The organism is Nitrospirota bacterium, assembly GCA_026387665.1.
GTDB lineage: Bacteria > Nitrospirota > Nitrospiria > Nitrospirales > Nitrospiraceae > Palsa-1315.
Genome location: JAPLLG010000013.1, coordinates 73,807 through 100,319 on the forward strand (window position 1 = coordinate 73,807; position 26,513 = coordinate 100,319).

At 58.4% G+C, this 26,513-nt stretch carries 25 protein-coding genes; 6 read left to right on the forward strand and 19 right to left on the reverse strand.

Annotation, left to right across the window (positions count from 1 at the left end):
• Positions 1-35: 35 nt before the first annotated feature.
• Genes NT179_11080 through NT179_11090 form a run of 3 tightly spaced genes read right to left on the reverse strand, consistent with a single transcriptional unit; the run spans position 36 to position 3,813 of the window.
• On the reverse strand, positions 36-1,436 hold the full coding sequence (locus tag NT179_11080; GenBank protein MCX5722550.1) for a heavy metal sensor histidine kinase: 1,401 nt from the start codon (positions 1,434-1,436) through the stop codon (positions 36-38).
• Positions 1,436-2,107 carry a response regulator transcription factor gene (locus tag NT179_11085; protein MCX5722551.1) on the reverse strand — a complete coding sequence of 224 codons (672 nt, stop codon included), beginning with the start codon at positions 2,105-2,107 and terminating at the stop codon, positions 1,436-1,438. Before NT179_11085 ends, NT179_11080 begins: the two co-directional genes overlap by 1 nt.
• A 50-nt stretch (positions 2,108-2,157) precedes the next feature.
• Positions 2,158-3,813: an FAD-binding protein gene (locus NT179_11090; protein ID MCX5722552.1), complete on the reverse strand. Its 1,656-nt coding sequence runs from the start codon at positions 3,811-3,813 to the stop codon at positions 2,158-2,160.
• A gap of 163 nt (positions 3,814-3,976) precedes the next feature.
• Here NT179_11090 and gcvP point away from each other — a divergent pair, with 163 nt between their 5' ends.
• The 3 genes from gcvP (at position 3,977) to arfB (ending at position 8,792) form a co-directional block, all read left to right on the forward strand.
• The gene (gcvP, locus tag NT179_11095) at positions 3,977-6,862 is read left to right on the forward strand and encodes an aminomethyl-transferring glycine dehydrogenase (GenBank protein MCX5722553.1); all 2,886 of its coding nucleotides are present in this window, start codon (positions 3,977-3,979) and stop codon (positions 6,860-6,862) included.
• Between the two features lie 100 nt (positions 6,863-6,962).
• Complete coding sequence (locus tag NT179_11100; GenBank protein MCX5722554.1) at positions 6,963-8,270, forward strand: aminotransferase class V-fold PLP-dependent enzyme; 1,308 nt, start codon at positions 6,963-6,965, stop codon at positions 8,268-8,270.
• 111 nt (positions 8,271-8,381) lie between these two features.
• Positions 8,382-8,792, forward strand: a complete 411-nt coding sequence (gene arfB / locus NT179_11105) for an alternative ribosome rescue aminoacyl-tRNA hydrolase ArfB (GenBank protein ID MCX5722555.1) — start codon at positions 8,382-8,384, stop codon at positions 8,790-8,792.
• A 100-nt stretch (positions 8,793-8,892) separates the two neighbouring features.
• Here the strand turns inward: arfB and NT179_11110 are convergent, their stop codons facing one another.
• Both NT179_11110 and NT179_11115 read right to left on the reverse strand, forming a co-directional pair.
• Positions 8,893-9,675 carry an enoyl-ACP reductase gene (locus NT179_11110; protein MCX5722556.1) on the reverse strand — a complete coding sequence of 261 codons (783 nt, stop codon included), beginning with the start codon at positions 9,673-9,675 and terminating at the stop codon, positions 8,893-8,895.
• Positions 9,676-9,772: 97 nt separating this feature from the next.
• A complete protein-coding gene (locus NT179_11115; protein MCX5722557.1) occupies positions 9,773-10,363 on the reverse strand; it encodes a mismatch-specific DNA-glycosylase in 591 nt (196 codons plus the stop codon).
• Between the two features lie 225 nt (positions 10,364-10,588).
• Between NT179_11115 and NT179_11120 the strand changes: the two genes are divergently transcribed.
• A complete protein-coding gene (locus NT179_11120) occupies positions 10,589-10,819 on the forward strand; it encodes a hypothetical protein (protein MCX5722558.1) in 231 nt (76 codons plus the stop codon).
• A 73-nt stretch (positions 10,820-10,892) separates the two neighbouring features.
• Here NT179_11120 and NT179_11125 read toward each other — a convergent pair whose 3' ends face one another.
• The 10 genes from NT179_11125 to NT179_11170 all read right to left on the reverse strand — a co-directional run bounded on the left by NT179_11125 (position 10,893) and on the right by NT179_11170 (position 19,272).
• Complete coding sequence (locus NT179_11125; protein ID MCX5722559.1) at positions 10,893-11,411, reverse strand: NUDIX hydrolase; 519 nt, start codon at positions 11,409-11,411, stop codon at positions 10,893-10,895.
• Between the two features lie 3 nt (positions 11,412-11,414).
• Positions 11,415-12,515, reverse strand: coding sequence for a glycine cleavage system aminomethyltransferase GcvT (gene gcvT / locus NT179_11130; protein ID MCX5722560.1), 1,101 nt, complete (start codon positions 12,513-12,515; stop codon positions 11,415-11,417).
• Between the two features lie 8 nt (positions 12,516-12,523).
• On the reverse strand, positions 12,524-12,895 hold the full coding sequence (locus tag NT179_11135) for an FKBP-type peptidyl-prolyl cis-trans isomerase (protein ID MCX5722561.1): 372 nt from the start codon (positions 12,893-12,895) through the stop codon (positions 12,524-12,526).
• A gap of 131 nt (positions 12,896-13,026) precedes the next feature.
• Entirely contained in the window at positions 13,027-14,250 is a 1,224-nt protein-coding gene (locus NT179_11140) for an FIST C-terminal domain-containing protein (GenBank protein ID MCX5722562.1), read from the reverse strand.
• A gap of 45 nt (positions 14,251-14,295) precedes the next feature.
• Positions 14,296-14,523 (reverse strand): hypothetical protein, encoded by a 228-nt coding sequence (locus NT179_11145; GenBank protein MCX5722563.1) that lies wholly within the window; start codon positions 14,521-14,523, stop codon positions 14,296-14,298.
• 105 nt (positions 14,524-14,628) lie between these two features.
• Positions 14,629-15,834, reverse strand: coding sequence for a P1 family peptidase (locus tag NT179_11150; GenBank protein MCX5722564.1), 1,206 nt, complete (start codon positions 15,832-15,834; stop codon positions 14,629-14,631).
• Positions 15,824-17,221 (reverse strand): MBL fold metallo-hydrolase, encoded by a 1,398-nt coding sequence (locus NT179_11155; protein ID MCX5722565.1) that lies wholly within the window; start codon positions 17,219-17,221, stop codon positions 15,824-15,826. Before NT179_11155 ends, NT179_11150 begins: the two co-directional genes overlap by 11 nt.
• Positions 17,218-18,066 (reverse strand): TIGR00730 family Rossman fold protein, encoded by an 849-nt coding sequence (locus tag NT179_11160; GenBank protein MCX5722566.1) that lies wholly within the window; start codon positions 18,064-18,066, stop codon positions 17,218-17,220. The genes NT179_11155 and NT179_11160 overlap by 4 nt, the downstream gene beginning before the upstream one ends.
• 61 nt (positions 18,067-18,127) lie before the next feature.
• A complete protein-coding gene (locus tag NT179_11165; protein ID MCX5722567.1) occupies positions 18,128-18,649 on the reverse strand; it encodes a GNAT family N-acetyltransferase in 522 nt (173 codons plus the stop codon).
• Between the two features lie 5 nt (positions 18,650-18,654).
• Positions 18,655-19,272 carry a DUF502 domain-containing protein gene (locus NT179_11170; protein ID MCX5722568.1) on the reverse strand — a complete coding sequence of 206 codons (618 nt, stop codon included), beginning with the start codon at positions 19,270-19,272 and terminating at the stop codon, positions 18,655-18,657.
• Positions 19,273-19,421: 149 nt separating this feature from the next.
• Between NT179_11170 and NT179_11175 the strand changes: the two genes are divergently transcribed.
• Positions 19,422-19,706: a hypothetical protein gene (locus NT179_11175; protein ID MCX5722569.1), complete on the forward strand. Its 285-nt coding sequence runs from the start codon at positions 19,422-19,424 to the stop codon at positions 19,704-19,706.
• Between the two features lie 387 nt (positions 19,707-20,093).
• On the forward strand, positions 20,094-20,246 hold the full coding sequence (locus tag NT179_11180; GenBank protein MCX5722570.1) for a hypothetical protein: 153 nt from the start codon (positions 20,094-20,096) through the stop codon (positions 20,244-20,246).
• 209 nt (positions 20,247-20,455) lie between these two features.
• Here the strand turns inward: NT179_11180 and NT179_11185 are convergent, their stop codons facing one another.
• The 4 genes from NT179_11185 to NT179_11200 all read right to left on the reverse strand — a co-directional run bounded on the left by NT179_11185 (position 20,456) and on the right by NT179_11200 (position 26,251).
• Positions 20,456-20,827 carry a hypothetical protein gene (locus NT179_11185; protein MCX5722571.1) on the reverse strand — a complete coding sequence of 124 codons (372 nt, stop codon included), beginning with the start codon at positions 20,825-20,827 and terminating at the stop codon, positions 20,456-20,458.
• Between the two features lie 76 nt (positions 20,828-20,903).
• Entirely contained in the window at positions 20,904-21,233 is a 330-nt protein-coding gene (locus NT179_11190; GenBank protein MCX5722572.1) for a hypothetical protein, read from the reverse strand.
• A gap of 205 nt (positions 21,234-21,438) precedes the next feature.
• Positions 21,439-22,728, reverse strand: a complete 1,290-nt coding sequence (locus NT179_11195; protein ID MCX5722573.1) for a nitrate oxidoreductase subunit beta — start codon at positions 22,726-22,728, stop codon at positions 21,439-21,441.
• Between the two features lie 85 nt (positions 22,729-22,813).
• Entirely contained in the window at positions 22,814-26,251 is a 3,438-nt protein-coding gene (locus tag NT179_11200; GenBank protein ID MCX5722574.1) for a molybdopterin-dependent oxidoreductase, read from the reverse strand.
• Positions 26,252-26,513: the final 262 nt, after the last annotated feature.

Here is a 26,513-nt window from a genome sequence, read left to right on the forward strand (position 1 = left end):
CAATGAGAGGAGGATTAGGAAGGGATTAGAAGTCGCTAAGCAGTAGAGACCAGGGGGAGCCACACAGTAAAAGTCGAACCTTCGCCAACCTTGCTCTGGACCTCGATATGGCCATGGTGGGATTCAGCAATCCAGGAGCAAATCGCCAGGCCCAGGCCTGTGCCTTTCTTCGTATGGGCTCGCGCATTATCGGTGCGGTAGAACCGGTCGAAGATCTGAGGCTGGTCCTCTTGCGCGATCCCAATGCCATGATCGGTCACCGACAGACGGGCTTGCCCCTGCTCGATCGTCAAGGCCATCTCAACTGTACCGCCTGGACGAGAATATTTAATCGCGTTATCGGCGAGATTCAGGAAGAGTTCGCGCAAGCGCAGTTCATCGCCCGATACCACGGCCGGCTCGGTGGCTCTGAGCACAACCTGAACGTCCCGCTCCTGCCCCAGCAGCGAGGCCTGCCGCTGGACATCTTCAATGAGCGAGTCCAACGGGACCGGCAGATGCTCCATCTTCACCTCGCCCATGTCGGCCCGGGAGAGAAAGAGCAACTCATCCACGATACGCGTCATCCGATCGATTTCTTCCAGGTTGCTCTCCATGACAGCCTTGTAGTCCTCGGGTTCGCGAGGACGGCGCAAGGCGAGCTCTGTTTCCCCCCTCATGACCGTCAGCGGCGTACGCAGCTCATGCGAGGCATCGCTGCTGAACTGGCGGATCTGCCTGAAAGAAATTTCCAACCGATCGATCATGTTGTTGAACGTATTGGTCAGTCGTCCGATTTCGTCGGCTGAGGCAGGAGCTGTCAGCCGCTGAGTGAGGTCGCCCTCGGCAATACGTTGGGCTGCCAGCGTGATCGCATCGACCGGACGAAGGGCTCGGCCTGCCATGAACCAGCCTCCGGCGAGCGACACGGCCAGCGCAACCGGCATACTCACTAGCAGCACTAGTAGCAGGCGGTTCAAGGTATGTTCAACGGAATCCATCGTGGTGCCCACTTGAATGATATAGAGCAGGCTGCCCCGATAGACGATGGGAACGGAAATGAGGCGGAGCGGCGGTTCCTTGGGATATTTCGCCGACTCGAATAGGGTATGGCCCGAATAGGCGACTTCCAGGGCCTGCCGACTCAGCGGCATCTCATGTTGTTTGACGTTCGGCGAACGGATGGTGATGGTGCCGGAGGGACTGAAGATCTGGAAGAACTTATCGATGCGCGCCAGCTCGGGGAACTGCGACATCAGTTCCCCCTCGTCGACGAGGGGGAGGAACCCGCGCTCTTCCAGGGCCCGCACGGCGGCAGCGGCGGTTTCCTCCAGCGATTGATCGACCGCGTCGCGGAGGCTGCGCGCGGTCATCACATACAGAACCGTTGAAAAGATAATGAGGATCAGCGCGAGGGCTGTGCCGTACCAGAGGGTGAGCCGGACGCGAAGCGTCATCAGTCGGCCTTTAACATATAGCCACTACCGCGAACCGTGTGGATCAGTTTCTTGACGCGGCCCCGGTCAATCTTGTTGCGAAGGTAGTTCACGTAGACATCGATAACATTGGTAAAGGTGTCGAAGTCCTGATTCCACACATGCTCGGAGATCATGGGCCTGGTCAGGACACGGCCCGTGTGGCGCATCAGATATTCGAGCAGGGCATATTCCTTCAAGGTGAGATCGATCCGCTGACCGCCCCTGGTCACTTCGCGTGTGGCCGGGTTCAGCAGCAGATCGTCGATCTGGAGCACGCCAGGACTCTCGGTGGCGCCGCGGCGCAGCAAGGCGCGAATGCGGGCGAGCAGTTCATCGATCGCGAAGGGCTTGGTGAGGTAATCGTCCGCTCCTGCATCAAGGCCCTTGACCCGCTGGTCGACTTGCGACTGAGCGGTCAGAATCAGGATGGGAGTTTGAATCTTCGCCTGGCGGATCCCCTTGACGATCTCCAGACCAGGTAACGTCGGCACCATCAAATCGACGATCACCAAGTCGTAGTTGGTGGCGAAGGCCAGCTCCAGACCCTTTGCGCCGTCCTCGCAAAGATCAACGGCGTAACTCTCCTCTTCAAGCGCGCGCTTGATAAAAGAGCCGACTTTCGTTTCGTCTTCAATGACTAGAATGCGCATAGTTTTCGCTGCGGGATTATACCAGACCTCTGCCGACTAATCGCCTGCCATCACGTCGGCAAAAAACGTGTGATCATCACAGGCTCATGGGTCAGGGCCCTGCCCTCGTCAGTCCGTCGGATAAGGCTGTGGGCCAACCAACGTTGATCGTCGCGGGCCGGGTAGTCCGACCGGTAATGGGCCCCGCGACTTTCTGTCCTCGCGAGAGCGCTGGCGACGATGGTCTCCGCGACATCGAGCAGGCACTGAAGCTCGAGGGCCTGCACGAGATCCGTATTGAACACCAGGCCCCTGTCCTGCAACGTGACGGAGGCGGCTCGATGGGTCAAGGCCGCGATGGCCGAGAGCGCGGCGGACATGGACTCCTGAGTCCTGACGAGGCCCAAGTTGAGGCTCATCGTCTGGCCCAGCTCTTCCCTGATCTGCCAGGATTTCATCGACCCCTCCTGTGCTAGCAGCCGCTGAACGCGAGCCTGTTCGATCCTGAGCTGATCTGTCGTGAGGGGCTGCGATGTAACGGTTCGCACATATTCTCCGGCTCGAATGCCGGCGCGGCGGCCAAACACAATCGTTTCCAGGAGCGAATTGCCCCCGAGCCGGTTCGCGCCATGCACACTGACGCAGGCACATTCGCCTGCCGCGTAAAGTCCTGCGATGCCTGTTTCGGTCCATTGATTGGTCCGGACGCCGCCCATCTGATAATGCGCACCAGGCCGGACAGGAATGGGGGTCTCGATTGGATCAAGTCCGGCAAACTCAATGGCCAGTTCCCTGATCTGAGGAAGCCGTTCAAGAATGCGCTGGCGTCCAAGGTGCCGCAGGTCCAACAACACACAACCGTCGACCCCGCGGCCTTCGAGGATTTCCTGCCCGATAGCCAAGGAGACCGTGGAACGGGTAGCCAGCTCCATCTGCTGCGGGGCATAGGTCTTCATAAACCGTTCGCCCAGCGTATTCAGGAGATAGCCTCCCTCTCCGCGAGCCCCTTCGGTAATGAGAATGCCGGTGCCCTTGAGGGTGGTGGGATGGAACTGCACAAATTCCATGTCCGCCAGAGGAGCCCCGGCTCGATAGGCGAGCGCCATCCCGTCACCGGTATTGATCACGGCGTTCGTGCTCGTCAGGAAGACGCGCCCGCTGCCTCCCGTGGCCAAGATGACGGCTTTCGCCCGGATCGTCTGCAAGCCTCCATGGATCAGGTCCCAGGCGACCACGCCACGGCAAGCTCCGTCTTCCACGAGCAAGGAGGTGACATACCATTCTTCATAGACGGCGATGCGCCGCTTGAGGAGCTGCTCGTACATGGCGTGAAGGATGGCGTGGCCGGTGCGGTCTGCCGCGTAGCAGGTGCGGGGGAAACCGGCTCCGCCGAAGGGGCGCTGAGCGATACGGCCCTGTTCGTCGCGACTGAAGATGACGCCCAGCCGTTCTAACTCGAGAATGTCCCCAGGGGCTTCGCGGCACATGGCCTCGATCGCATCCTGATCGCCGAGATAGAGCCCGCCCTTCGCCGTATCGAAGGCATGGGCTTCCCAGGAATCGTCTTCTCCCAACGCCGCGTTGATGCCCCCCTGCGCTGCCACGGAATGGCTCCGAACCGGATGGACCTTGGACATCACGGCCACGTCCAGATCAGACGGAGCGGCAACCGCCGCCCTCATCCCTGCGAGGCCTGCTCCGATAATGAGAATGTCGTGCTGTTTCACAGTCTGCACTCATACGTGACTCTCCGCTCGAAGGCAAGTCCGGAAACTCTCTCGCAGCCTCTGGAGAAGAGGTGGCGAACATGGTACTCTGCGGGCCGCAAACGGCTCAGTCGAGAGAGAGTTCTCGACCAACGACATCTATCCGAAGGACAAGACGAACGCCATGGCTACACCGGACTTCCTCAGCCCGACCGACACCTTTATCCATCGCCATCTTGGTCCCACCGACGCGGATGTCGGCGAGATGCTGGGGACGCTCGGCTTGCAGTCGCTGGAAGCTTTGACGGTCGCGACCGTGCCATCCGACATTCGGTTGCACAAGGACCTGGCTCTGCCACTCCACCGCAGCGAACAGGCCGTGCTGCAAGAAATCCGCTCCATCGCCGCGCAAAACACCCTCAGTCGATCATTACTCGGCATGGGCTATTACGACTGCGTCACGCCCGGCGTGATCCAACGCAACATTTTCGAAAACCCCGCCTGGTACACCCAATACACGCCCTACCAGGCAGAGATTGCCCAGGGCCGCCTGGAAGCCCTCGTGAATTTTCAAACGCTGGTGACCGACCTCACCGGCTTGCCCCTCGCCAACGCCTCGCTCCTGGATGAAGCCACGGCAGCAGCGGAAGCGATGGCCATGTGTCTCGCCATTTCCCGTTCAGCCGGTAGCGAACGGAAAGAGTTTTTCGTGTCGCACAACTGCCATCCCCAGACCATTGCGGTGATGCAAACGAGAGCGGAACCGCTGGGCATGACGCTGCACGTGGGGCAAACGCAAACTCTCGACTTCTCCAATCCGCAGTTAGCCGGCATCCTCCTCCAATATCCTGCCACGGACGGCTCTGTCGTGGATTACAGTGAACTGGTGACGAAGGCCCATGCAGCCGGGGTTCTTGTGGTGGTGGCCACTGACCTATTAGCCTTGACCCTCTTGCGTTCACCGGAAGAATTCGGGGCCGACATCGCCATCGGGTCCACCCAGCGATTCGGCGTTCCGCTCGGATTCGGAGGCCCCCACGCTGCCTTTCTTTCGACCGCTGAATCGTTCAAACGGCAGATGCCGGGACGCATCGTCGGCGTCTCCAAGGATGCCACGGGGAAGCCGGCCAGCCGCCTGTCTCTCCAGACGCGCGAGCAACATATCCGGCGTGAGAAGGCCACGAGCAATATCTGCACGGCCCAGGTGCTCTTGGCCATCATGGCGAGCATGTATGCGATCTACCATGGACCGGAAGGCTTACGGCGGATTGCCGAGCGCGTGCATGGCATGGCGGTGGTGCTGGCAGAAGGATTGCGGAAGCTCGGGTTCGAGGTCGCAACGGAAGCCTACTTCGATACGATTCTGGTCCGTCTGACGAAGGCGCAGGCCAATCTCATTTTGGCCAGGGCCAATAAAGCCTGCATCAACCTTCGTTCGCACGAGGACCACTCCATCGGAATTGCGCTGGACGAGGTGAGCTCGGAAGAAGAAATCAAATGCCTGCTCGAAATCTTTGCCGGCCACGATCATCTGCCCTTTCAGATAAAAAACTTGAGCCACAGCGTCACCACCGGTTTTCCGGCGAACCTATCCCGCACCAGCACATACCTGACCCATGAGGTCTTCAATCGCTACCATTCAGAACATGAGATGCTGCGGTACATCCACCGCCTTGAGGCGAAGGACCTGTCGCTCGTCCATTCGATGATCCCCCTGGGGTCCTGCACCATGAAGCTGAATGCGACCTCCGAGATGCTGCCGGTCACCTGGCCGGAGTTTTCGCGGCTCCACCCCTTTGCGCCGCAGGAGCAAACCAAGGGCTATCAGGAACTGTTCCGTCAGCTGGAGGCCTGGCTGGCCGAGATCACCGGATTCGCTTCCGTATCTTTGCAACCGAATGCCGGCTCTCAGGGCGAATATGCGGGCCTGATGGTGATCCGGGCCTACCACCGAAGCCGCGGTGACCTGCATCGGGATGTCTGTTTGATTCCCGTCTCTGCGCACGGCACGAATCCGGCCAGCGCTGCCATGGCAGGCATGACGGTGGTGGTGGTCGCCTGCGATCAACAGGGCAATGTGAATTTAGCCGACCTTGAAGCCAAGGCTGCGCAACACCGCGATCGCCTCTCGGCGCTCATGCTGACCTACCCCTCGACTCACGGAGTCTTCGAAGCGGACGTGCGGCGCATCTGCCAGATCGTCCATACGCATGGCGGGCAAGTCTACATGGACGGAGCTAACATGAATGCCCAGGTAGGGCTCTGCCGCCCGGGCGACATCGGCGCGGATGTCTGCCATCTGAATCTGCACAAGACCTTTTGCATTCCCCATGGCGGAGGCGGTCCCGGTATGGGACCGATCGGTGTGGCACGGCATCTGACGCCATTCCTTCCCGGCCATCCGGTCACGCGCCTGGGTGGACAAGATTCCATCGGCCCAGTCTCGGCGGCCCCCTATGGCAGCCCCAGCATCGTGACGATTTCCTGGGTCTACATCGCCCTGATGGGACGGGACGGATTGACCAAGGCAACGCAGGTGGCAATCTTGAATGCCAACTACATGGCCAAGCGGCTGGAAAAATATTACCCCATCCTCTATCGAGGCACATCCGGGTTCGTGGCGCACGAGTTCATTCTCGATCTTCGTCAATTCAAGGAGACTGCGGGAGTTGAAGCCATGGATGTGGCGAAGCGATTGATGGATTACGGGTTCCATGCTCCGACTGTGTCCTTCCCTGTTGCAGGAACCCTCATGATCGAACCGACGGAGAGCGAATCGAGAGCCGAACTGGACCGGTTCTGCGAGGCGCTGATCTTGATTCATGCCGAGATACAAGCCATCATCGAGGGCCGCCAGCCGCGCACGAACAATCTGTTGAAGAATGCGCCACACACGGCGCAGGTGGTCACGGCATCCGAATGGACCAGACCCTACAGCCGTGAAGAGGCAGCCTTTCCAGCCCCCTGGGTGCGCGACCATAAATTCTGGCCCAGCGTGAGCCGCATCGACGAAGCCTATGGAGATCGGCATCTTGTTTGTACGTGCCCGCCGATAGAGAGCTATTCCTAGGCCCCTGCGGCAGAACCCCGCTTGCCGCCATCCGCTCATCGCAGTAAAGTGAAGCCTGCCTGAGCGTTCTTCTTCCAGGAAGGAGGTTGCCATGGGTGCGATCGACCGGCGCGACTTTCTCATCCGGAGCGGACTGGCCATCGGCGCATCGTTGCTGGCCGCTGAGGTTCCTCTTTCCAAAGCCTTTGCTGACTCACCGCCGCTGAAGCTCGATAACTGGCAGGCAGTGCGTGAACAGTTTCAACTCTCCCGCGATTTCATCCAGCTGGCCGGGTTCTTTCTTGCATCCCACCCAGCTCCGGTCAGAGCAGCCATCGAGCGGCATAGGCGCGGACTGGATGCCGACCCCATCGGCTATTGGTTCGAGCATGAAGAACAACAGGAGGCAACGGTACTGCGGGCCGCGGCCGACTATCTGGGGGTCGATCCGACGGAAATTGCCCTGACTGACAGCACCACGATGGGGCTGGGGCTCCTCTATGGAGGCCTTACTCTGCGCAAAGGCCAGGAAATCCTCACGACCCTGCATGATCATTATTCGACCGAAATATCCTTAAAGCTTCGCGCAGAACGGACCGGCGCCAAGGTGCGCCAGATTCCCCTCTACCATTCCCTCAAGAATGTGTCACGCCAGGAACTACTCGACAACCTGATCGCGAACATCAAACCCAACACCAGAGTCGTCGCGGTCACCTGGGTCCATTCGAGCACAGGCCTGAAGCTGCCGATCCAGGAGATGGCTCAGACCATTCACGAATTGAACAATTCACGCGCGGAGCAGGATCGAGTGATCTTCTGCGTGGATGGGGTCCATGCGCTGGGCATCGAAAACTTCAAGCTCTCCGATGTAGGCTGCGATTTCCTGATTGCAGGAACGCACAAATGGCTATTCGGTCCGCGAGGGACCGGCCTGGTGTGGGGGCATCAGAGGGCCTGGCCTATCGCCAACCCCATCATCCCCACCTTCAACAGCCAAGCCTACGATATCTGGATGGAGCTCATCCCACCAAAGGAGTTGCCGAAGTCCTCCTACATGACTCCTGGCGGGTTCCATTCCTTCGAACACCGGTGGGCGCTCGACGAAGCCTTCAAGTTCCATCAGGCGATCGGCAAGGTCCGCGTAACCCAACGGATCTACGAGCTGAATCAGCAGATGAAACAGGGCTTGGCGAAGATGCCACACATCACGCTGCACACGCCGATGTCGCAGGATTTGTCGGCGGGGATCGTCTGTTTCGACGTGGCAGGGATGATGCCGCGCCAAGTGATCGAGCGGCTCAAGCAGAAGAAGATCATCGGGAGCGTCACCCCCTACGCCACACAATATGCGAGGTTGGCCCCAAGCCTCCTCACCTCCTCGGAGGACATCGAACGGGCGCTTCAAGAGATTCTGAAACTGCGGGCCTAGCGGAGGTGCATCCATCCGGCACAGTCGGAGTTAGCTCCAAACTGCTTCTGCATGGTAAGAATACGTCACGCGCTACTGACTACAGACTGACATCTCTCGATTAAACAAAGAATGCTGCACATCTCCTCACACGTCATCATCCCTGATTCCGAGATCGACATCCATGCGATGCGGTCACAGGGCGCCGGCGGGCAGAACGTGAACAAAGTCTCGTCTGCGATCCATTTGCAATTCGATATTGCCGCCTCCTCCTTGCCTCCCTTCTACAAGGAAGAGCTGCTGAAGCTCAGAGACAATCGGATTTCAGCTGATGGAGTGATTACGATCAAAGCGCAGCAACATCGGAGCCAGGAACAGAACCGGGAGGATGCGCTCACGCGGCTATGCGAGCTTATTCAGAGCGTGGCGATCCCGCGCAAGAAACGCAGGGCCACGAAACCGACGAAGGGTTCGAAGCAGCGGAGGCTGGAGAGTAAGACGAAGAGAGGGAAATTAAAAACCCTCAGGCGGACGGTCGAGTAAAAAGAGACGTCACACGTCATTCGTCAAACGAGAAGGAAGCCAGGATTTGCCGGACTGTTGCCTTTCTGCGATTGACGGATGACGATTGACGTCTAACGAATCACTCGGCGGACGCCAGTGATCCCAGAATATGATAGCCCCCGTCCACGTAGATCACTTCTCCGGTAATCCCACGTCCCAGCGAGCTCACCAGGAACAGGGCCGTGTCGCCGACTTCGCCCTGTTCTGTGGCGCGGCGAAGAGGCGCAAACTCACGATGGTGGTCCACCATCTTGCTGATCCCGGAAACGCCGCGGGCTGCCAGGGTCTTGATCGGGCCGGCGGAGATGGCATTCACCCGGATGTTCTTCGGGCCGAGGTCGTTGGCCAGATAACGGACGGTGGCTTCGAGGGCGGCCTTGGCGACTCCCATCACATTGTAGTGGGGCACCACCCGTTCCGCGCCCAGGTAGGTGAGGGTGACGATGGAACCTCCGTCGGTCATCAAGGGCAAGGCGGCTTTGGTGACGGCGACGAGCGAATAGGCGCTGACATCGAGTGCCGTGGCGAATCCCTGCCTCGTCGTATTGACGAACTGGCCCGTGAGTTCTTCGCGAGGGGCAAAGGCGACCGAATGGACAAGGAAGTCGATCTTCGGGGTTTCCTTCCCCACGCTCTGCATCAAGGCTGCGATTTGCGCATCATCTCCCACGTCACAAGGGAAAGCTTTTGCGCCAGGCATGGTGACGATCAATTCTTCGACGTTTTCCCTGAGCCGCTCACCCTGATAGTTGAAAAACAGTTTGGCGCCCTGGCCTGCCGCAGATTGGGCAATGGCCCAAGCGATGCTGTGCTTGTTGGCAACCCCGATGATCAGTCCTGTTTTGCCTGTCAGTAGGCTCATTGTCTCGATCTCCCTAATAGTGGTCCTGGCAGTTCACGAGCCTGAAGATAGCACGATTGAGGCGCGTCTGTGAATCGACCAGCTCACGTTCTGCAAATTAATCCAGCTCAAGACATTTGAGCGCCTGGAATGACGCGAGCATCGCGCAATAGGAATAATGCGCATTTCTGCCGCTGGGATTCGGCAGGACAAAGACTGGTCGACCGGCCAAAACCTTATCCTGCAATCCCAGGCTGATCCCTCCGGTCTTGTGCTCCGGAAATAACCTGCGATAGATCGTGACACCCAACAAGGCCACCACATGAGGCTGATGCCGTTGAACGCTAGCTGCAAGCCTCTTCCGTCCTGCTACATATTCGCTCGGCTTCAGTACATCGATCCCCGCGCTGGGCCGCTGAACGATGTTCGTCAGGCCAAGGCCCCAATCGGGCAGGCGCCAATCGTCTTGGTAGGTGAGTGGCTCAGAGACGAGTTGTGACTCGAATAGGAGTTTCCAGAAACGGTTGGAGTGGCCGGCAAAGTGATGGCCAATGGCCGCTGAGCGAAGACCTGGATTGATCCCGACGAAGAGCACCAGCAGGCCGGGGCGAATATGATCCTGGAGCCCCTTCGCCACAAGAGCCTTTAGAGCCCTCTTCGCAGGACCTCTCACCATCGCCCCCGTCGTACGAGTTGCTGAATGTTTCATGATCGACAGGCTTCCGGCCTTTGAGGCGCTTTAGCTAACTCTTAGCCATTCTGCCACAGAAAATCGAGGGCAAGGCCCTTCGGTAACATGCCGGATAATGCTCATAACTAGTTGATATTATTTATCTTTATAAGATGTGCGTAGCCCGGCACCAAGCTTGCTGAGTACATCAGTAAGTGCCGAGGAATGGCACAAAGTCCAACCACTAAAAAGGGGTTACATACTATGAAGAGCATCTTGATGGCGATCATGGCAGTGGCAGTGGCAGTGACGTTCAGCGCTCCTTCCTTCGCGGCCGAAGAGAAGAAGGCGGAGAAGAAGGACGAGAAGAAGGGCGGCCACGTCCTCGTGTACGGCGAAGAGAAGAAAGAGAAGAAGGACGAGAAGAAGGGCGGCCACGCCGACACGTTCGGCGACAAGAAGGATGAGAAGAAGAAAGACGAGAAGGGCAAGTAGTCCATTTTCTTCGGCGAATCTAGCCAGCTAAGGGGTCTCCTGCTTCGAGCGGGAGGCCCCTTGTGCGTTCTTGCTACCGACTCCTGCTCCTAAGATAGACTGTCTGCAATCCCACGATCGACTTCGCATCCCTGATCGCTCCGGTCTCGATCATCTTCATCGCTTCCAATAATGGTAGCTCGATTACTTCAAGGACCTCGTCGTGATCCAGCTGTTGCCGCCCCACCGTCAGGCCGGTTGCCAGATAGATATGGATCACTTCGTCGGTAAAGCCGGGCGCGGTAAAGATACTGGAGAGGAGCTCAAGCTTGCCTGCCTTGTACCCGATTTCCTCCTCCAGTTCGCGCGCTGCGCAGGCGATGGGATCTTCGCCGGGATGCAGCTTCCCCGCAGGAATTTCGTAAATAAACCCTGCCGCCGCATGGCGGAATTGCCTGATCAAGACAACCGTGCCATCGTCTTTCATCGGCACCACCGCAGCCGCTCCCGGATGGCGCACCACCTCCAAGTCGACCGTGAGGCCGTTGGGCAACGTGACAGTATCGACGTTCACGTTCACAATCATACCGGTATAGATGCGTTTGCTTTGCACGGGCTAGGCCTTGCGTTTCCTGTAAAACGGCGGCTTGACGACGGTGGCAAGGACGCTCTTACTGCGGATTTCGATCAGGATGGAAGAACCTGGCTCCGCATAACGTGCCGGCACATAGCCCAATCCGATCCCCTTCTGGAGGAGCGGAGAGAGATTGCCGCTGGTAACGTCGCCGATAGGTTGAGAGGTTGCGGGGTCGAGAATTCTGAACCCATGGCGCGGCACGGCTTTCTCGACAAGTTCAAAGGCCACGAACCGACGAGCCACTCCTGCCTGTTTCTGCGCCAACAGCGCCTGGCTGCCAATGAACGAGCCCTTCTGGAAACTGACGGTCCAGTCCGCGTTCGCTTCAAGTGGCGTCGTCTCTTCGCCCATGTCGTTACCATAGAGCAGATAGCCCATTTCCAAACGGAGCAAATCCCTCGCCCCGAGCCCGGCCGGCTTGAGTCCCCAGGCCTGGCCCTTGTCGATGAGCAGATCCCAGAGACGACCGACCTTATCTGCGTCGATATAAATCTCATAGCCCAATTCACCGGTATAGCCGGTTCTAGCCAACAAACAGGGGAGGCCTCCAATCGTGCCCTCGCAGGCATGGTGAAGCTTGAGTCCTTCGAGAGATGTGCCGCCGAGGCTCATGAGGAGCTCGCGTGATTTAGGGCCCTGCACGGCTACCTGGGCCATTTCGACCGACCGGTCTTCGAGGAGAACCGTCTTGTCCTGCGCGAGCTGGGCTTGCAGCCAGGACAGGATCTTCTCGCGGTTCGACGCATTCACGCACAGGAGAAACTCGTCCGACGCGATCCGATAGATAAAGATGTCGTCCTTGATGCCGCCGTTCTCGTTACAGACCATGGAGTAATGGGCCTGAGAGACGGCGAGCTTTCCGACATCGTTGGTCGTGACTCGCTGAAGAAACGGAACCGCGCCAGATCCGGAGACCCACAGCCGTCCCATATGGCTCACATCAAAGAGGCCGACCTGAGAACGGACTGTATGGTACTCGTCCAAGACACCGCTGTATTGAATGGGCATTTCCCATCCGGCAAAATCAACGAGTTTGCCGCCACAGGCTTGGTGGTGCGTGATCAGTGGAGTACGTTGCATGGGGTGGCTCACAAGCCCAGCAGCTCGACGTCGAAAATCAACGTCGCGTGGGGAGGAATCAGGCCGCCGCCCGCTCCCTGCGCGCCATAGCCGAGCTTGGAGGGAATGGTCAGCTTTCGCTTTCCACCCACCTTCATGCCCTTGACGCCCTCATCCCATCCCTTGATGACTTGCCCGGCACCCAGAGGAAAAGAGAACGGCTGGCCCCGGTCCACGGAGCTGTCGAACTTCTTTCCATTTTCCAGCCAGCCAGTGTAATGCACGATGACGGTCTGCCCCGCCTCTGCCGTCGCGCCTGTGCCGACCGTGAGCTCAATATATTGCAACCCCGATGACGTCGTGACTTCCTTCCCTTCGGCCCCTGCGTCTTCAAACGGCATGACTGCTCCTTTTTTGATCGTCGGTCACCTTGCCACAATGCTGAATGACCAGAGAATAAAAATTTCGTCTCGCAGAATCTTCTGCCAGCTTCCAGGCAGGCAATTCCGTTCGAGCGCTTATTGAATGACGCTCACGGATGGTCCTTGCGGGGCTCAGGCTCGGCGAAAATCACCACACTCGCCGTGTAGCCATGCAGGAAGTTGCGCCCTCCGACCGGGCCAATCTCGCCTTGGGCAAAGAACCCCGCCGTCGGGATAGGGCCAAGCCGTTCTTGCACGACCCCGCTATCGTGATGGGGGCGGCCGAAGAGTCCCTCGCCGCGCCCGCAACAGCTGAACAGCAGAGCTCCGAGCGGAGGGCTTTGGTGTTTCGTGCGATCCGTGGCCAGAAGAAAGTGCAAGTCATCGCTCGCAGACTTCGCATCGCGAAGGTGGAATTGCACGGTCTGGCCCTCCTGCACGACCTCTCCGACCGCGACGGCCCCGGCCTGTTGATCTGCTCCAATAAGGTTCCGAACGAGGAAATCACCCCGCTCAAAATGACTCCGGTGTTCGTCGATCACGATCCCCAAGTGCAATGCGCGGTGGGCATCGCGGCGCTGGGGCCCGCCCAGGGATTCGAACACGTCCTGGAGCCGTTTCAAGGCGGAGACCCCGCCCAGTTCATAGATGAGATTTCCCTCCGCCCTGGTCACAACAAACCGTTCACCGATCGGGCGGCAACCTTGCGAGGTCACAGTTCGCACCGCAATCGGTCCTGTGAGTTGCACCCCCACCAGGCCCCCGTCAAAGACCTGATCGTTGAGGAGGAGTCGATTCTCTCCTGAATCCTGACCTCCCCCGGCGAGGCCACCGACGACTTTGCCCTGGGGGTACCGGTCGTTCATGAGGGCCAGGACTTCCTGCGTCGGAGTCGAGAAGGGGTCGGCAAGGAGGAGAAACGTCGAATCCTCAAGTCCTGGCTCAGGCCATCCCGGCATGAGGATTTGATCCTGCAACTGAGAGACGGAAAGCCGGAGCGGAGCCAATTTGACATGGGGAAGGCAGGCAACCCACACAGTTAAAGCTGCCGCGGTTTCAATCTCTTCTGAACCGGCAATCACGCCCTCGCCTGAACAGCCCAGGCAGACCTTCGCCCGCAGTTCGCTCTGCAGCATGGTCGAAATCATCGAGGCTTTCTCAGCATGGTGGGCGGAGAAAAAGACGCAAGCCAGATCGATAGAAGCTGTGCCGAATTGCATCCGAATCGCATCAGCAAGATCGCGAACGGCAGCCTCCGTATCGGTCTTGCGTGAAAGGGCTGTCGCAAATTGAAACGTGGACGACGTGGTCGTGACGGTAGACGGAATCATCATGGTGCGAATGTTTCTTCCCGCAGTTGCCAGTAAATGAGCAGGATGCTATACGCCTGGGTCCATTCGTTCCGGCCGGTCCTTCGCCAGCTTGTTATAGTAACGCCACAGATAGGAATGGTAGTCATCGAGTTGAGCCAGGAGATAGTGCAATTCTGCTGGGTCTTCCGACTCCAAGGCTTGAACCATGCGGGCTTTCAGGAACTCGCCAAAGGCCTCGGTTTTCTCTATCGCGGTTAAGAGACGTAAGCCGCCGCCGAGCTGATATTCGCTCATCTCAATCCTCCAGGCGCAAAAGATCTTCGAAAGGATAGCGAGGCGGGAGAGGGAAATGCAAGCGAGAGAACCAGCTGACCGTGCGAGAAAACTGAACAGCCGCGGCTATTTAACCTGACGATCGAGGATGGCGCGGAGCCGGGCGAGGGAGATGGCCTCGACGCGACGGCCGTCTCGTCCCACGACAGTGGTGGCCGTCGTCAGCGCATTGAGAATCGCCTCCTCAGTTGCTTCGACTGTCGCGGTAATGAGCGGGTTGATATGGGTATCCGCCAACTGGATCAAGGGGTAGGTTCGATCTTTCGGATAATGGGGGATAACGTTCGCGGTGGAGAAAGCCAGCATGAAGTCGCCACTGCCGTGTCTGGCGGTCGATCCGGTTCGCGCCAGTCCCAGCGCCGCTCGCTTCGCCAGCCTCGTGAGCTGCCGACTGTCGAGAGGGGCGTCAGTCGCGATGATGACGATGATCGACCCTTCGCTTTGCCCCGGCGACAGAGCCTGCGCGACGGGAGGCACGGCCTCATAGAGCCGACCGACCGGCGCTCCGCCCACGACGAGCTCAGGCCTGCGTCCATGGTTCGCATTGACGAGCACACCGACCGTATAGCCTCCTTCATCTTCCGGCAATCGCCGCGAGGAGGTCCCGATGCCGCCTTTGAATCCATAGGACACCATCCCTGTTCCTGCTCCGACCGATCCTTCCTGCACAAATCCGGAAGACGCGCCGTTAAGCGCCTTCACCACATCCGCCTCGGACACATGCCGACCCTGAATATCGTTAAGCCGCCCATCGTCGCATTCGGCAACCACCGGCGTCAGGGTATCGTCGGTAATGCCGACCTCCGGGTACCGTGCAATCATCCAGTTCATGACCCCGTTGGCGACTCGCGGCACGTTCAACGTATTGGTGAGGGCGATCGGATATTCCAGGAATCCTGATTCGGCGACCCAGGCAAGGCCGGTCATCTCGCCGGTCCCATTGAGGACGAACGAGCCGGCCGACACTTTCTTGTGCCAGATGTCTGCGCGAGGGATCACGACCGTCACGCCGGTTCGCACAGGGCCCTGCCCCGGCTTGAGGGGCCCATCGCCGGAGATGAGGGTAGTCTGGCCCACGGTCACACCAGCTACATCGGTAATCGCATTGAACGGTCCCGGCGCATAGGAACCGACGACGATGCCAAGGGCGCGAGCCCGCAAACGGGGCTCTTCCGGCTCGCTGGATTGAGCGGGCCAGAGCGGAGCGACACAAACCCAGATAACGAGACTCAGCAGCGACGCTGTCAGGCGAACGATGTGATTAGATCTCATGGCTTGATCCAAAGTGGGGGACCGTGACCTCGACCTGGGAATGTTCCGCCTGAATGGCTGCGGCCAGCGACAGCGCCTGCTTCTCTTCACCATGGACGAGGAAAATCTTACTGGGCGTCGGAGTAATGGCCCGCACATAGGACAAGAGATCCTGGCGGTCCGCATGAGCGGAGAGCCCGTTGAAGGTCACGATCTTCGCCCGCCGCCTGGTGGGCACACCGAAAATCGGCACGACATCCCATCCTTCGACGAGTTTGCGCCCGAGCGTGTGCTCGGCTTGAAAGCCCACGAACACAATCACGTTCGCTTCATCTTGAATCGCATGTTTGAGATGGTGCACGACGCGGCCGCCTTCGCACATGCCGGAGGCGGAAATGATGACGCAGGGGCCCTTCATGCTGTTCAGGCGCATACTCTCTTCCGGCGACGAGACAAAATGGATATAGCGCGAGGCGAAGAGGTCGCCGGACGCCGTAAAGGTTTTAGTCGTTTCTTCATCGTAACATTCCGGATGGCGGCGAAAGACTTCCGTGGCCCGAGAGGCCAGAGGGGAATCGATATAGATTGGAATGGGATCGAGGCGACCTTCGCCGACGAGTTCCTTGATCCGCATCACCAATTCCTGCGTCCTGCCGACGGCGAAGGCCGGAACAATAATCTTGCTCTTGTGAGTCTTGACATGGGTGAGGAGATCCAGAGCCTGCTGTTTCATAACCGCCCGATCAGCTTCGTGCAGACGATCGCCATAGGTCGACTCCAGGATCAACACATCGCAGGGTTGCGGCGGCTCAGGGTCTCGGAGGATCGGCATGTTGGAGCGGCCAAGGTCTCCGCTAAAAAGTAGCGTGGTCGTATTGCCGCGCGCCGTATATTTCACCCGGATAGTCGCAGACCCCAGGATATGGCCTGCATCGTGAAAAGACGCGGTCACGCGTGGGGAAACCTTGAGCAGGTCTCCGTATCTCGTGCCCTCGAATCGTCGGACCACTTTGCGGACGTCGTCGATATTATAGAAAGGGCGAACACAGGCCTTTCCCTTCCGCTGCTCCTTCTTATTGACGTAGCTACAGTCGCTGACCTGGACATGAGCCGAATCTTCCAGCATGAGCTCCGTCAAATCGGCAGTGGCTCTGGTGAGGTGCACCTTCCCGGAGAAGCCATGTTTCTGGAGCATCGGTAACGCGCCGGAATGGTCGACATGGGCATGGGACAGTAAGACCGCGTTGATCGAATGGGGATCGAAGCCCAAATCCTGATTCTGGCGAAGCGCCTCTTCGCGCCGCCCTTGAAAGAGTCCGCAGTCCAGCAACAGCTTGCATCCAGGCAGTTCGACCATGTGGCGGCTGCCGGTCACAGACCGTGCTGCGCCATGGAAGGAGAGCTTCATAACGGAGGCACTCCATGGTGACGCCCGATCAAGGTCCAGGCTTCCTCTGCCGTTTCCGCATAGTGAAAGAGCCGTAGCTCCTCTTCCTCGATCAACCCCTCCTCGATGAGCATCTTCCAGTTGATCAGCCGCTCCCAAAAAGCCCGTCCAACAAGAACGATGACCACGTGCTGGGCCTTGCCTGTCTGAGCCAGCGTCAACGTTTCAAAGAGTTCGTCGAGGGTGCCGAATCCTCCGGGGAAGGCCACCAGCGCCTTGGCCCTGATCAGGAAATGCATCTTGCGGATAGCAAAATAGCGAAACTGGAAGCAGAGTTCAGGAGTGATGTAGGGATTGGGATGCTGTTCATGGGGCAAGGTGATGTTGAGGCCAATGGATTTGGCCTGCACGTCGGCAGCCCCGCGATTCGCCGCTTCCATAATGCCGCCACCACCGCCGGTCACCACGACATAATCACATTGCCCGTCGGTTTGACAGGTGGAGGAGACGAGGCGGCTGAACTCACGTGCGACGTCATAATATTTGGACAGGTCGAGCTGCCGTTTGGCTATGGCTACGCTTTGTCGGCAGAGAGGGTCCGAGGGGGATTTAGCCGCTTCAGCCTCCTTCAGCCTCAGAGTTTCTCTGGCGACTGCCGGTTCTTGCAGCCTGGCGCTCCCGAATACAACTATGGTCGAGCGGATGCCATGCTCGCGCTGGATCAGCTCGGGCTTGAGAAGCTCAAGCCCGACACGGACCGAACGCAGCTCATCCCGCTGGAGAAACTCTATATCGCGATCGGCAGGAAGATAGGCAGAGGATCGTGCGTCTGCTTTGGGGGAATCTGAATCAGAAGGAGAAGTCATGGGAGCGATTATAGCTGGCACATAGACTTCCGGCAATTCGCAATATGGCGCGTACGTTCATCTAGGCTTCGTTCGGGCGATCCTCTAAGCTCTTCTGGCAACCCAGAATAAAATCTGTTTCAAAGATGGCATAGGATGACGGCGCAAGTCCCACTCGACGGTACACGGCCTGCGCCGTACTGTTACTCTCTTCGACGTAGAGGCGGACCCCACAGACGTTCGAACTGGTCTTGGCGCGGGTCATCACCGTTTCATGCATCCGGAGAAAAACGCTCTGGCGACGCCAGGCTTGGTCCACATATACGCTCTGAATCCACCAAAAGACGCCGTTACGCCAATCACTCCATTCATAGGTGATCATCAACTGCCCCAGCAGCAATCGCCGGCCTGCCTGCTCCAGTTCGGCGACCATAAAGAAGCCGCGCTCGGGAGAGTCCAGGAGGGCGGCAGTTCCGGCCTGGAGGCGGTCGAGATCGAGGCGGCGATTTTCCGTTTCCAGCGCCATGGCTGCGCTGAATGAGGCGATGGTAGCTGCATCGTCCGGCCTGGCGAGTCGGACCGTGAGGTGTTCGAGTATCGACATGACAGTCAGGCTGTGACCTTTGGAGCTTGCAACCATCCGGCTGCCGGCTTGTACAGGCCGGCGGTAAATTCCATCTTCATGGCCTCTTCCGCCGGCAGATTGATCGGGCGAACCTGCGACTGTGGAATAAACGCAAGGAAGCCGGTAAAGGGATGGATGGCCGTGGGCACGAACACCATGAGCAGACTTGCTCCCGGTGCGACTTGCAATGATGGAGGGGCGATCCCCATGATAAATCCGATCGCCCAGAGACCGTCGCGAGGAAATGGAAAGGCCACCACGGTGCTGCGCCCGAAACGGGAACGGAAGCTCAACAGATCGGTCATCCCCTTGAGGGTCATGTAGACGCTACGGACCAGGGGAATCTGTTCGATCCATCGTTCTGTCTGGATGATGATGCGCCGCCCGATTACATGAGTGGCGATGGCGCCGATGGCAAGAACGAGGATGAAAAACAGAATGAGACTGAGCCCGGGAATCTGCCGCGCCTCAATGGTCCAGGGAAGCTCGACGAGCAACTCGTTCAGCGCGTGAAGCAGCGTAAACAGGATCAAAAATGTCGCCCAGGCCGGCACGAGTAGCAGCAGGCCTGCCACAGAATATTTCCACAGACTCTTTGCCATCGCCGCTTGTTTCCTTCTCCACGATCAGGCGAGACTGGCAGTGTAGCAGAAACCAGAAACGAAATAGAGGGGATCGAGGGGCTTGATCTCAGTGAGATCGGCGATCTATCCTATACGGGTCTTGGCGGTCCAGCTCACGAGGGGGCATTATGGCAGAACACGCGGAAGCACATCGTCCGATCACTATCGACAAGGATCTCCTGGCCATTCTCTGTTGCCCGGATACCAAGCAGGACGTGAGCTTGGCCGACGCAGCCTTGATTGCTACGCTGAATGAAGCAGTGAGCCGCGGACAATTGAAAAATAAAGCCAACAAGCCGGTCACGGAACCCCTCGATGGGGGGTTGATCCGAAGCGACCGCACGATGCTCTACCCCATTCGCGAAAACATCCCCGTCATGCTCATCGAAGAAGGCATTCCCCTGCAGGCTTAGCTGACAGGCCGACTTCCCCGCAGATCCTTCCGCACAGACGCCATTCACACCGGGCCTCTACTGATTTTTCCCATGCGTAATCATGGGCAATCCTCTCGACGTCGCTCAGCGACGGCCGGCACAATCGCTTATTAATTGCCGGTCTTGGAACCGGTTGAGGTTCCACAATGTTGGCAGCGATATTCGTAGAGATTGCCAGTCGGAAGCACAAGGAGCAATCGCTCTCGTGTCGGAGTCGCTACTCGACATTGCGGGCAATAGAGCAGGGAGGCGTTGAGAGATTTGAACTGGTCTGCCTGTTCGGGCGCGCCAGGCCTGGACCGAGGCATCTTAGGGGTTACGCCTGGCGGCCAGCCAGAGATGGTTGGTTTACGCGGAGGTCCTTGCATGGAGGAATTGTACGCGGTGGGCCGCGTGACGGTCAATGGCGAGAACCGGGCCCCGTCACATGTGCCAGCTCACCATGAATCGGTGGAGCCGCTCTTCGGTGGAATCTTCGGAGAGGACCTGAGCAACTTCCAAACCCCTCGTGCTCCTTGAACCAGACCATAGACAACCAGCCCGCTAATCAAGCCGTAGAGCCAGGCCCTACTCCAAGGCCAGAGGCCCGGAGCATGCAAGACGAAGCCGAGGGCGATGTGGCCCCCGACTCCCATGCACAGCGAGAACACGATCCATTCTCGCATCATCGTAATAACAAACCAGGCGTCATGGAAGGCGACAGGTGGAGCTGGTACGGAGACGGGACGTTAAACGGCCGGCGTCTTGGCTGATTCAATCTCGGTTGCTGTAATCAGGCTGGACAAATAATCAGCAACAAAGTTGAGGGCTTCCTCTCGACCATCTGCCCGACGCCCTTTTTCACGGCGCTGCACGGACAATTCGTGATCGAGATCGGATTTCACTTCTGTAAGGACCCGCTGGAGGGATGAGGGGGTCAGATTGGCGTCCATATCCTCAAGTTCCTGACAGCGATCAAGGACCCAGTTGAGTCCTTCGATGCGTCCTGAATAATGCTCCTGCTCGCCCGTGTCAATTCGTGACATCGTGGTGGCAAAGGTCTGGGCTTCATAAATGAGATTGTAAAAGCTCGTCACGGCTCGCTGTAGGGTAGGATTCATGTCGCTCCTTTGCGCTGGTTATTAACCAGTCGATTATACATGAGAATGCCCTGGCAACAAGGAAAAAGTTATCAGACTAGGTAAACAGGAGGGAGTGAAACTCGTTCATGAAGCCGTAATAGAGCGGGGCAAAATCCTTGAGGCTCTCGGGACTGGTCTCCTTGAGACGCTTGAAGAAGAACACCTGCGCGCGGGGATCGAGCTGCTCAAGGAGATGGCTCAATTGAGCCATCGTATAACTGCCAGCCGGGACACTCAATACATAATGCACGAGACGCTCGACGAATTGCTGTGCGATGTACTCGCTGGCAAGGTAGCCTTCCGGGAGTTTCCCCGAGGCCAGAAACTCGTCGAAAGGTATGGCTTGGGCAGCAAATGGGACTGGTTGCTGCTGAGGAGAGGTCACGCTGATGATACCCCAGACTTGGTATAGAGAAGGATTCTTATACTGTTTCAACTCTACTGGACCATCTCAGGAACGTCAAGTGCGCAGAAGGAGCAGAGAAGATTGAGCCGAAAGACCGATGCGGCCCAGGAAGACGTGGGTCAAACAGAAGGGGCGGAGTCCCCGAAGGAACTCCGCCCCCCATGAAGCGACCCCTAGCTGAAACTTACAGCCAGGTTACGCGCTCGGCCGGCCGAATGTAGATCGGCTCTTCGACCTGAATACGCGCCACTTCCTTGCCCGACTTGTTGAAGCCCAACACGGTATCGTTGTACATCTCGAAACGCTTACCGTGGATCTGGGTCTCGAACACTTTCGGACCAGGAATGACATCGTACCGGAAGATGATCTGCTGGCTGGCTCTCCACAACTGGAGGACCGCCAACAGCTCACGGCTTGGCACGAGATACTTCTCGATGGCGTTGTCGACGCCCGGGCCAAACATCTGCCGCGCATAGCCACGAGGGCTGTGCCGCGGTGGGATGTAGTAGCCGTTGGGCTCGGTGCCCCACTGTGGATACAATGGGAGCGCCACCTGCTCCACGCGAATCGCGTAGTAGAGCGGGTGCCACCGGTCTTCCGCCCACAGGCCGTCTTCGCCGATGCGCATCAGGCTCTGCATCCGGATCTTTCCGACGCAGGCTGCCATACAACGCGTTTCCATCGGCTCGCCGCCCGTCAGCGGGTCTTTACCTTCGATGCGCGGATAACACGCAATGCACTTTTCAGACACGCGTGTGGTTCCACGATACATCGGCTTCTTGAATGGGCACTGCTCCACGCACTTCTTGTACCCTCGGCACCGGTTTTGGTCGATCAACACGATCCCGTCTTCGGGTCTCTTGTAGATCGCCTTCCGCGGGCAGGCCGCCAAGCAGCCTGGGTACGTGCAGTGGTTGCAAATCCGCTGGAGATAGAAAAAGAACGTTTCATGCTCCGGCAGACTGCTGCCCGTCATCTTCCACGGTTCGTCCCGTGAGAATCCGGTCTTGTCGACGCCTTCCACAAGGGCGCGCATCGAGGTCGCCGTATCCTCATAGATGTTCACGAACCGCCACTCTTGGTCCGTCGGGATGTAGCCGATCGCCGCCTGGCCCACTTTGGCGCCCGCGTCGAAAATGGTCATCCCTTCGAACACGCCGTACGGCGCATGGTGTTTACGTCCGACACGGACGTTCCACACCTGGCCGCCTGGATTCACCTGCTCGATGAGCTGGGTGATCTTCACGTCGTAGAACTGTGGGTACCCGCCGTACGGCTTGGTTTCCACGTTGTTCCACCACATGTATTCCTGACCCTTCGAGAAGAGCCAGGTGGACTTGTCTGCCATCGAACAGGTCTGACAGGCCAAGCACCGGTTGATGTTGAACACGAAGGCAAACTGCCACTTCGGATGCCGTTCCTCGTAGGGATACAGCATCTTCCGTCCCAGCTGCCAGTTATACACTTCAGGCATTGTCAATCCTCCTTGTAGTCATGATCAGTTAATTCGTGAATCTCATCAGCTATACATCATCCTCACGGTGCAAGTTGTGCGACCCTTACACCTTGATCTTGATGTGTTCGCCTTTGAGCCACTTGATCATGAACTCGTTCTCTTGGCCCGGTGTAAATCCGGTCCGGACCGGCTCCCATGGACCACGAGCTCCGATGCCGCCGTCTTCCGCCTTGGTGATGCGGATTAGACATTCCTTCGGCACCGTGTTGATCGCATGGTGGTCGACCTGATAGCCCCACTTGAACTTCCAAGCGATGGCATGTTTGCCCGGCAACGAGTCAGTCTGGTGCATCGGCATCAACCAGTTTCTGGTAAAGGACTGTTGGGCCCCGTACCGGAAGTTGGACTGATAACCGGTGTCCACCGCGATGGCGCGTCCGTCTGGGCGCGTCTCGTGGCCTTTGACCGACTTCGGCGTGGCCACGTACGGTGCGTGCTTCGACATCGTCACGTGGTACGGATAGGCCGGGTTGTACTTCGCGCGGATCATGAGGCGCGCCACCTTATAGTACGGATCCGAAGGCTTCCAGCCACGATATGGCCGGTCCACCGGGTTACCGTCTACGTAGACGTAGTCGCCGTCGTTGATGCCGCGGTCTTTCGCCGCCTGCGGGTTGATGTGCAACTGGTGCTCGCCGACACCAGGCGTCCGCTTGTCCATGCGGTACGGATCGCCGAAGTTCGACTCGTAAATCTGCACCCAGTCGTTCACCGACCATTGGCTGTGCACCCGATGCCGGGTCTTCGGAGTAACGCAGTAGAACTGGTACCCCTTCTCCCACAACGGGTTGCTGTGCCGCTTGATTTCCTGCCACGGCAACTTGATGTTACGCACCGTCTTGTCGTCATGGTGCTGCGCCGTGATCGGAATACCGTAGTCGTCCGGACGGACGTACGGGTTGCTCGTCATGATGGCGTTCGGCAGATACGGTGTCGCTTCCGTTCCCTCACGGTGAGAGATGAAGTTTTCGCCGTATTCGATCGCCTCAGGCTCGGTCCGGTAATTTTCATACCGGCCAGTCCGCGTCCACATGGGCTTCGACTCGTTGGTCTCTTCCCAGAATGGCGTACGCGGATAGGTCCGAACCATGACCATCCAGCCTTTTTCCGACTTCAGCATCACGTCTGCGCTGTAGCCGTAGAAAGTGCTGGAAGCATCGAGCATGCGCTGCGCATAGACGTCCACGCGGTTTTCGTAGACGAACTTGAAGTAATCGCGCATGCGCTTGTCGCCGGTCATGTCCGACAACTTGGCCGCAACGCCTGCGAACGAATCGAGGTCGTTACGGGTGTCGTACAAGGGCCGGATGCCGCCCTTCCAGATCTGCACCCACGGATTGGATACCGTGACGGTCATTTCCGGATAGGTGAACTCCATCCACGAATTCGCCGCGAAGGCGATATCGTTGTGGTTCACGTCCGAGGTCATCTCGATGTCCTGAGTGATCAGGGTCTCGATGTTCGGATCGACGTTACGCACCATGTCATAATGGTGTTTGGCGTTGTTGAGCACGTTCACGTTGACAACCCAACGGAACTTGCTCGGCGTCGGCATATGCGTCTTGCCCGTGAACACCTTGCGCCCGTACTTCGGGGTGCTGACGATCAGGGCGGTGTCGCCGTGGTTCCAGTAACCGACTTCCTCGCCGTAGTAGTACGACTTGGTTTTGATTTCCTTGCCGTGCGCATTCGGATCCAACGTGATGTTGAATGGATCCTCACCCGTGTGCACGGCAATACCGGCGCCGGACCAGGGGGTCGACGTCCAGGTACCCGCCTTGTAGTTACCGGCCCAGGTATGCTGCCCGGTGCCGAACTTCCCGACGTTGCCGGTGACGATGAGCACCATCGCGGCGCCGCGGGAGTTGATGGTCTGATGGAAATAGTGGTTCGTCCCTTCACCGTTATGGATGGCGGCGGGCTTGATCGAACCTGAGTCACGCGCCCAACGAACCAGGAGGTCCTTTGGCGTCCGGCAAATCTGATGACAGGTGTCCAGGTCGTAATCCTGGAAGTGCACCAAGTACATCTGCCAGACCGGCATCGCGTCAATTTCCCGGCCATTGAGCAACTTCACCCGGTAGGTCCCGGTGAGGGCTGCATCGATGCCACTGTTCTGATAATGCCAACCGACCTGCTCACGATGGAGCGGCACGGCGGCCTTCTTGTTCAAGTCCCAGACCATCATGCCGCCGAGCCGGGCAACCTGCTCCGGCTTCAAGGACTGCACGCGGCCCGAGTAGCTCTTCGAGAAGTCAGGGAACTGGTAATCCGCCACCACGTCGCGCGGATCCAGGAACTGTAGGGTGTCCGTGCGGACGAGCACCGGCGAATCGGTGTACCCCTTCAAGAAGTCCACGTCGTGCATGTTCTCATCGACGATGATCTTCATGGCGCCCAAGAAAATGGCACCGTCCGACGCGGGTCGCAACGGCATCCAGTAGTCGGCGCGATAGGCGGTGGGGTTGTACTCAGGCGTGATGACCACGACCCGGGCGCCCCGTTCAATACATTCCAACTTCCAGTGCGCTTCCGGCATCTTGTTTTCGACGAAGTTCTTACCCCAGCTGGTGTTCAGCTTGGAGAAGCGCATGTCGGACAAGTCGATGTCGGAACCCTGGGCGCCGCACCACCAGGGGTGGGCGGGGTTCTGGTCGCCGTGCCAGGTGTAGTTCGACCAATACCGGCCGCCCTGTGCCTGATCCGGGCTGACTTTGCGAATCCAGGTGTCCAGCAACGCGTTGACGCCGCCGTTCATTCTGGTGTTGCCCATCTTGCCGATGATGCCGAGGACCGGCATACCAGCGCGATGCTTGAAGGTGCGGGTACCCGCGCCCTTCATCATTTCGATCATTTCCGGCGCATAACCCTGCTCACGGAGGCGACGGGCTCCAGCTTCACCGCTGTACCGCGTGGCAATGATGATCATCGCCTTGGCGGCATAGGTGAAGGCCGTGTCCCAGGACACGCGCAGCATGTCGTCCAGAAAGCGGCTATCGAACTTGTACTTCCGCTTCGTTTCTGGCGTCAGCTCCGGCGAGCCGGCATCCATCCATTCCTTCCAGCCCTTCCGCATCAAAGGACCCTTCAAGCGATAGGGGCCATACACGCGGCGATGGAAGGTAAATCCCTTCAAGCACATGCGCGGATTGTGCGCGAACGTTCCGCGGTTGCCGTAGAGATCTTCGTACGTCTGGTGATCGTAGTTCTGCTCGACCCGCATGACCACACCGTTCCGGACGAAGGCCCGGATGCGGCAGGCGTGCGTGTCGTTCGGGGAACAGCACCAGGTAAACGACGAATCGTAACGATACTGGTCGTGATAGACACGCTCCCACGACCGATCCGGATAATCTCCCAAGGGATTGCCCACTTCGATGACCGGCTGAAGCGCGGTCAACGCCAGGACTTTGTCCGCCACCGCGACTGCGGCGACCGTCCCCACGGAGACTTTTAAGAACTGCCTACGTGACAAAAACATTGGTGACACCTCCTAAGAGTTGAGGGCTTCAATAAGCCCACGCGACTTCACTGACGCACAGCGGAACGTTCAGACCACCCCCCTTCCTTCAAAAAGCTGCCCGAAAACAGGAGCACCGCACAGGCCACCAGCTGGTTGATCGTGGCTACCCGCATTGGTCCATCTTGCATTCCTGGCATCATGGGCCCTTATGTTCGCAATATACGCACCAGGATCTATAGAGCCATTGGATTCTATGTGTGATGCGCAATAGATTGAATAA

Coding starts and splice junctions, on each gene's coding strand:
- NT179_11080 (MCX5722550.1), bottom strand. CDS start 1,436: ATGACGCTTCGCGTCCGGCTCACCCTCTGGTACGGCACAGCCCTCGCG.
- NT179_11085 (MCX5722551.1), bottom strand. CDS start 2,107: ATGCGCATTCTAGTCATTGAAGACGAAACGAAAGTCGGCTCTTTTATC.
- gcvP (MCX5722553.1), top strand. CDS start 3,977: ATGGCTACACCGGACTTCCTCAGCCCGACCGACACCTTTATCCATCGC.
- arfB (MCX5722555.1), top strand. CDS start 8,382: ATGCTGCACATCTCCTCACACGTCATCATCCCTGATTCCGAGATCGAC.
- NT179_11110 (MCX5722556.1), bottom strand. CDS start 9,675: ATGAGCCTACTGACAGGCAAAACAGGACTGATCATCGGGGTTGCCAAC.
- NT179_11115 (MCX5722557.1), bottom strand. CDS start 10,363: ATGAAACATTCAGCAACTCGTACGACGGGGGCGATGGTGAGAGGTCCT.
- NT179_11120 (MCX5722558.1), top strand. CDS start 10,589: ATGAAGAGCATCTTGATGGCGATCATGGCAGTGGCAGTGGCAGTGACG.
- gcvT (MCX5722560.1), bottom strand. CDS start 12,515: ATGCAACGTACTCCACTGATCACGCACCACCAAGCCTGTGGCGGCAAA.
- NT179_11135 (MCX5722561.1), bottom strand. CDS start 12,895: ATGCCGTTTGAAGACGCAGGGGCCGAAGGGAAGGAAGTCACGACGTCA.
- NT179_11140 (MCX5722562.1), bottom strand. CDS start 14,250: ATGATGATTCCGTCTACCGTCACGACCACGTCGTCCACGTTTCAATTT.
- NT179_11145 (MCX5722563.1), bottom strand. CDS start 14,523: ATGAGCGAATATCAGCTCGGCGGCGGCTTACGTCTCTTAACCGCGATA.
- NT179_11150 (MCX5722564.1), bottom strand. CDS start 15,834: ATGAGATCTAATCACATCGTTCGCCTGACAGCGTCGCTGCTGAGTCTC.
- NT179_11155 (MCX5722565.1), bottom strand. CDS start 17,221: ATGAAGCTCTCCTTCCATGGCGCAGCACGGTCTGTGACCGGCAGCCGC.
- NT179_11160 (MCX5722566.1), bottom strand. CDS start 18,066: ATGACTTCTCCTTCTGATTCAGATTCCCCCAAAGCAGACGCACGATCC.
- NT179_11165 (MCX5722567.1), bottom strand. CDS start 18,649: ATGTCGATACTCGAACACCTCACGGTCCGACTCGCCAGGCCGGACGAT.
- NT179_11170 (MCX5722568.1), bottom strand. CDS start 19,272: ATGGCAAAGAGTCTGTGGAAATATTCTGTGGCAGGCCTGCTGCTACTC.
- NT179_11175 (MCX5722569.1), top strand. CDS start 19,422: ATGGCAGAACACGCGGAAGCACATCGTCCGATCACTATCGACAAGGAT.
- NT179_11180 (MCX5722570.1), top strand. CDS start 20,094: ATGGAGGAATTGTACGCGGTGGGCCGCGTGACGGTCAATGGCGAGAAC.
- NT179_11185 (MCX5722571.1), bottom strand. CDS start 20,827: ATGAATCCTACCCTACAGCGAGCCGTGACGAGCTTTTACAATCTCATT.
- NT179_11195 (MCX5722573.1), bottom strand. CDS start 22,728: ATGCCTGAAGTGTATAACTGGCAGCTGGGACGGAAGATGCTGTATCCC.
- NT179_11200 (MCX5722574.1), bottom strand. CDS start 26,251: ATGTTTTTGTCACGTAGGCAGTTCTTAAAAGTCTCCGTGGGGACGGTC.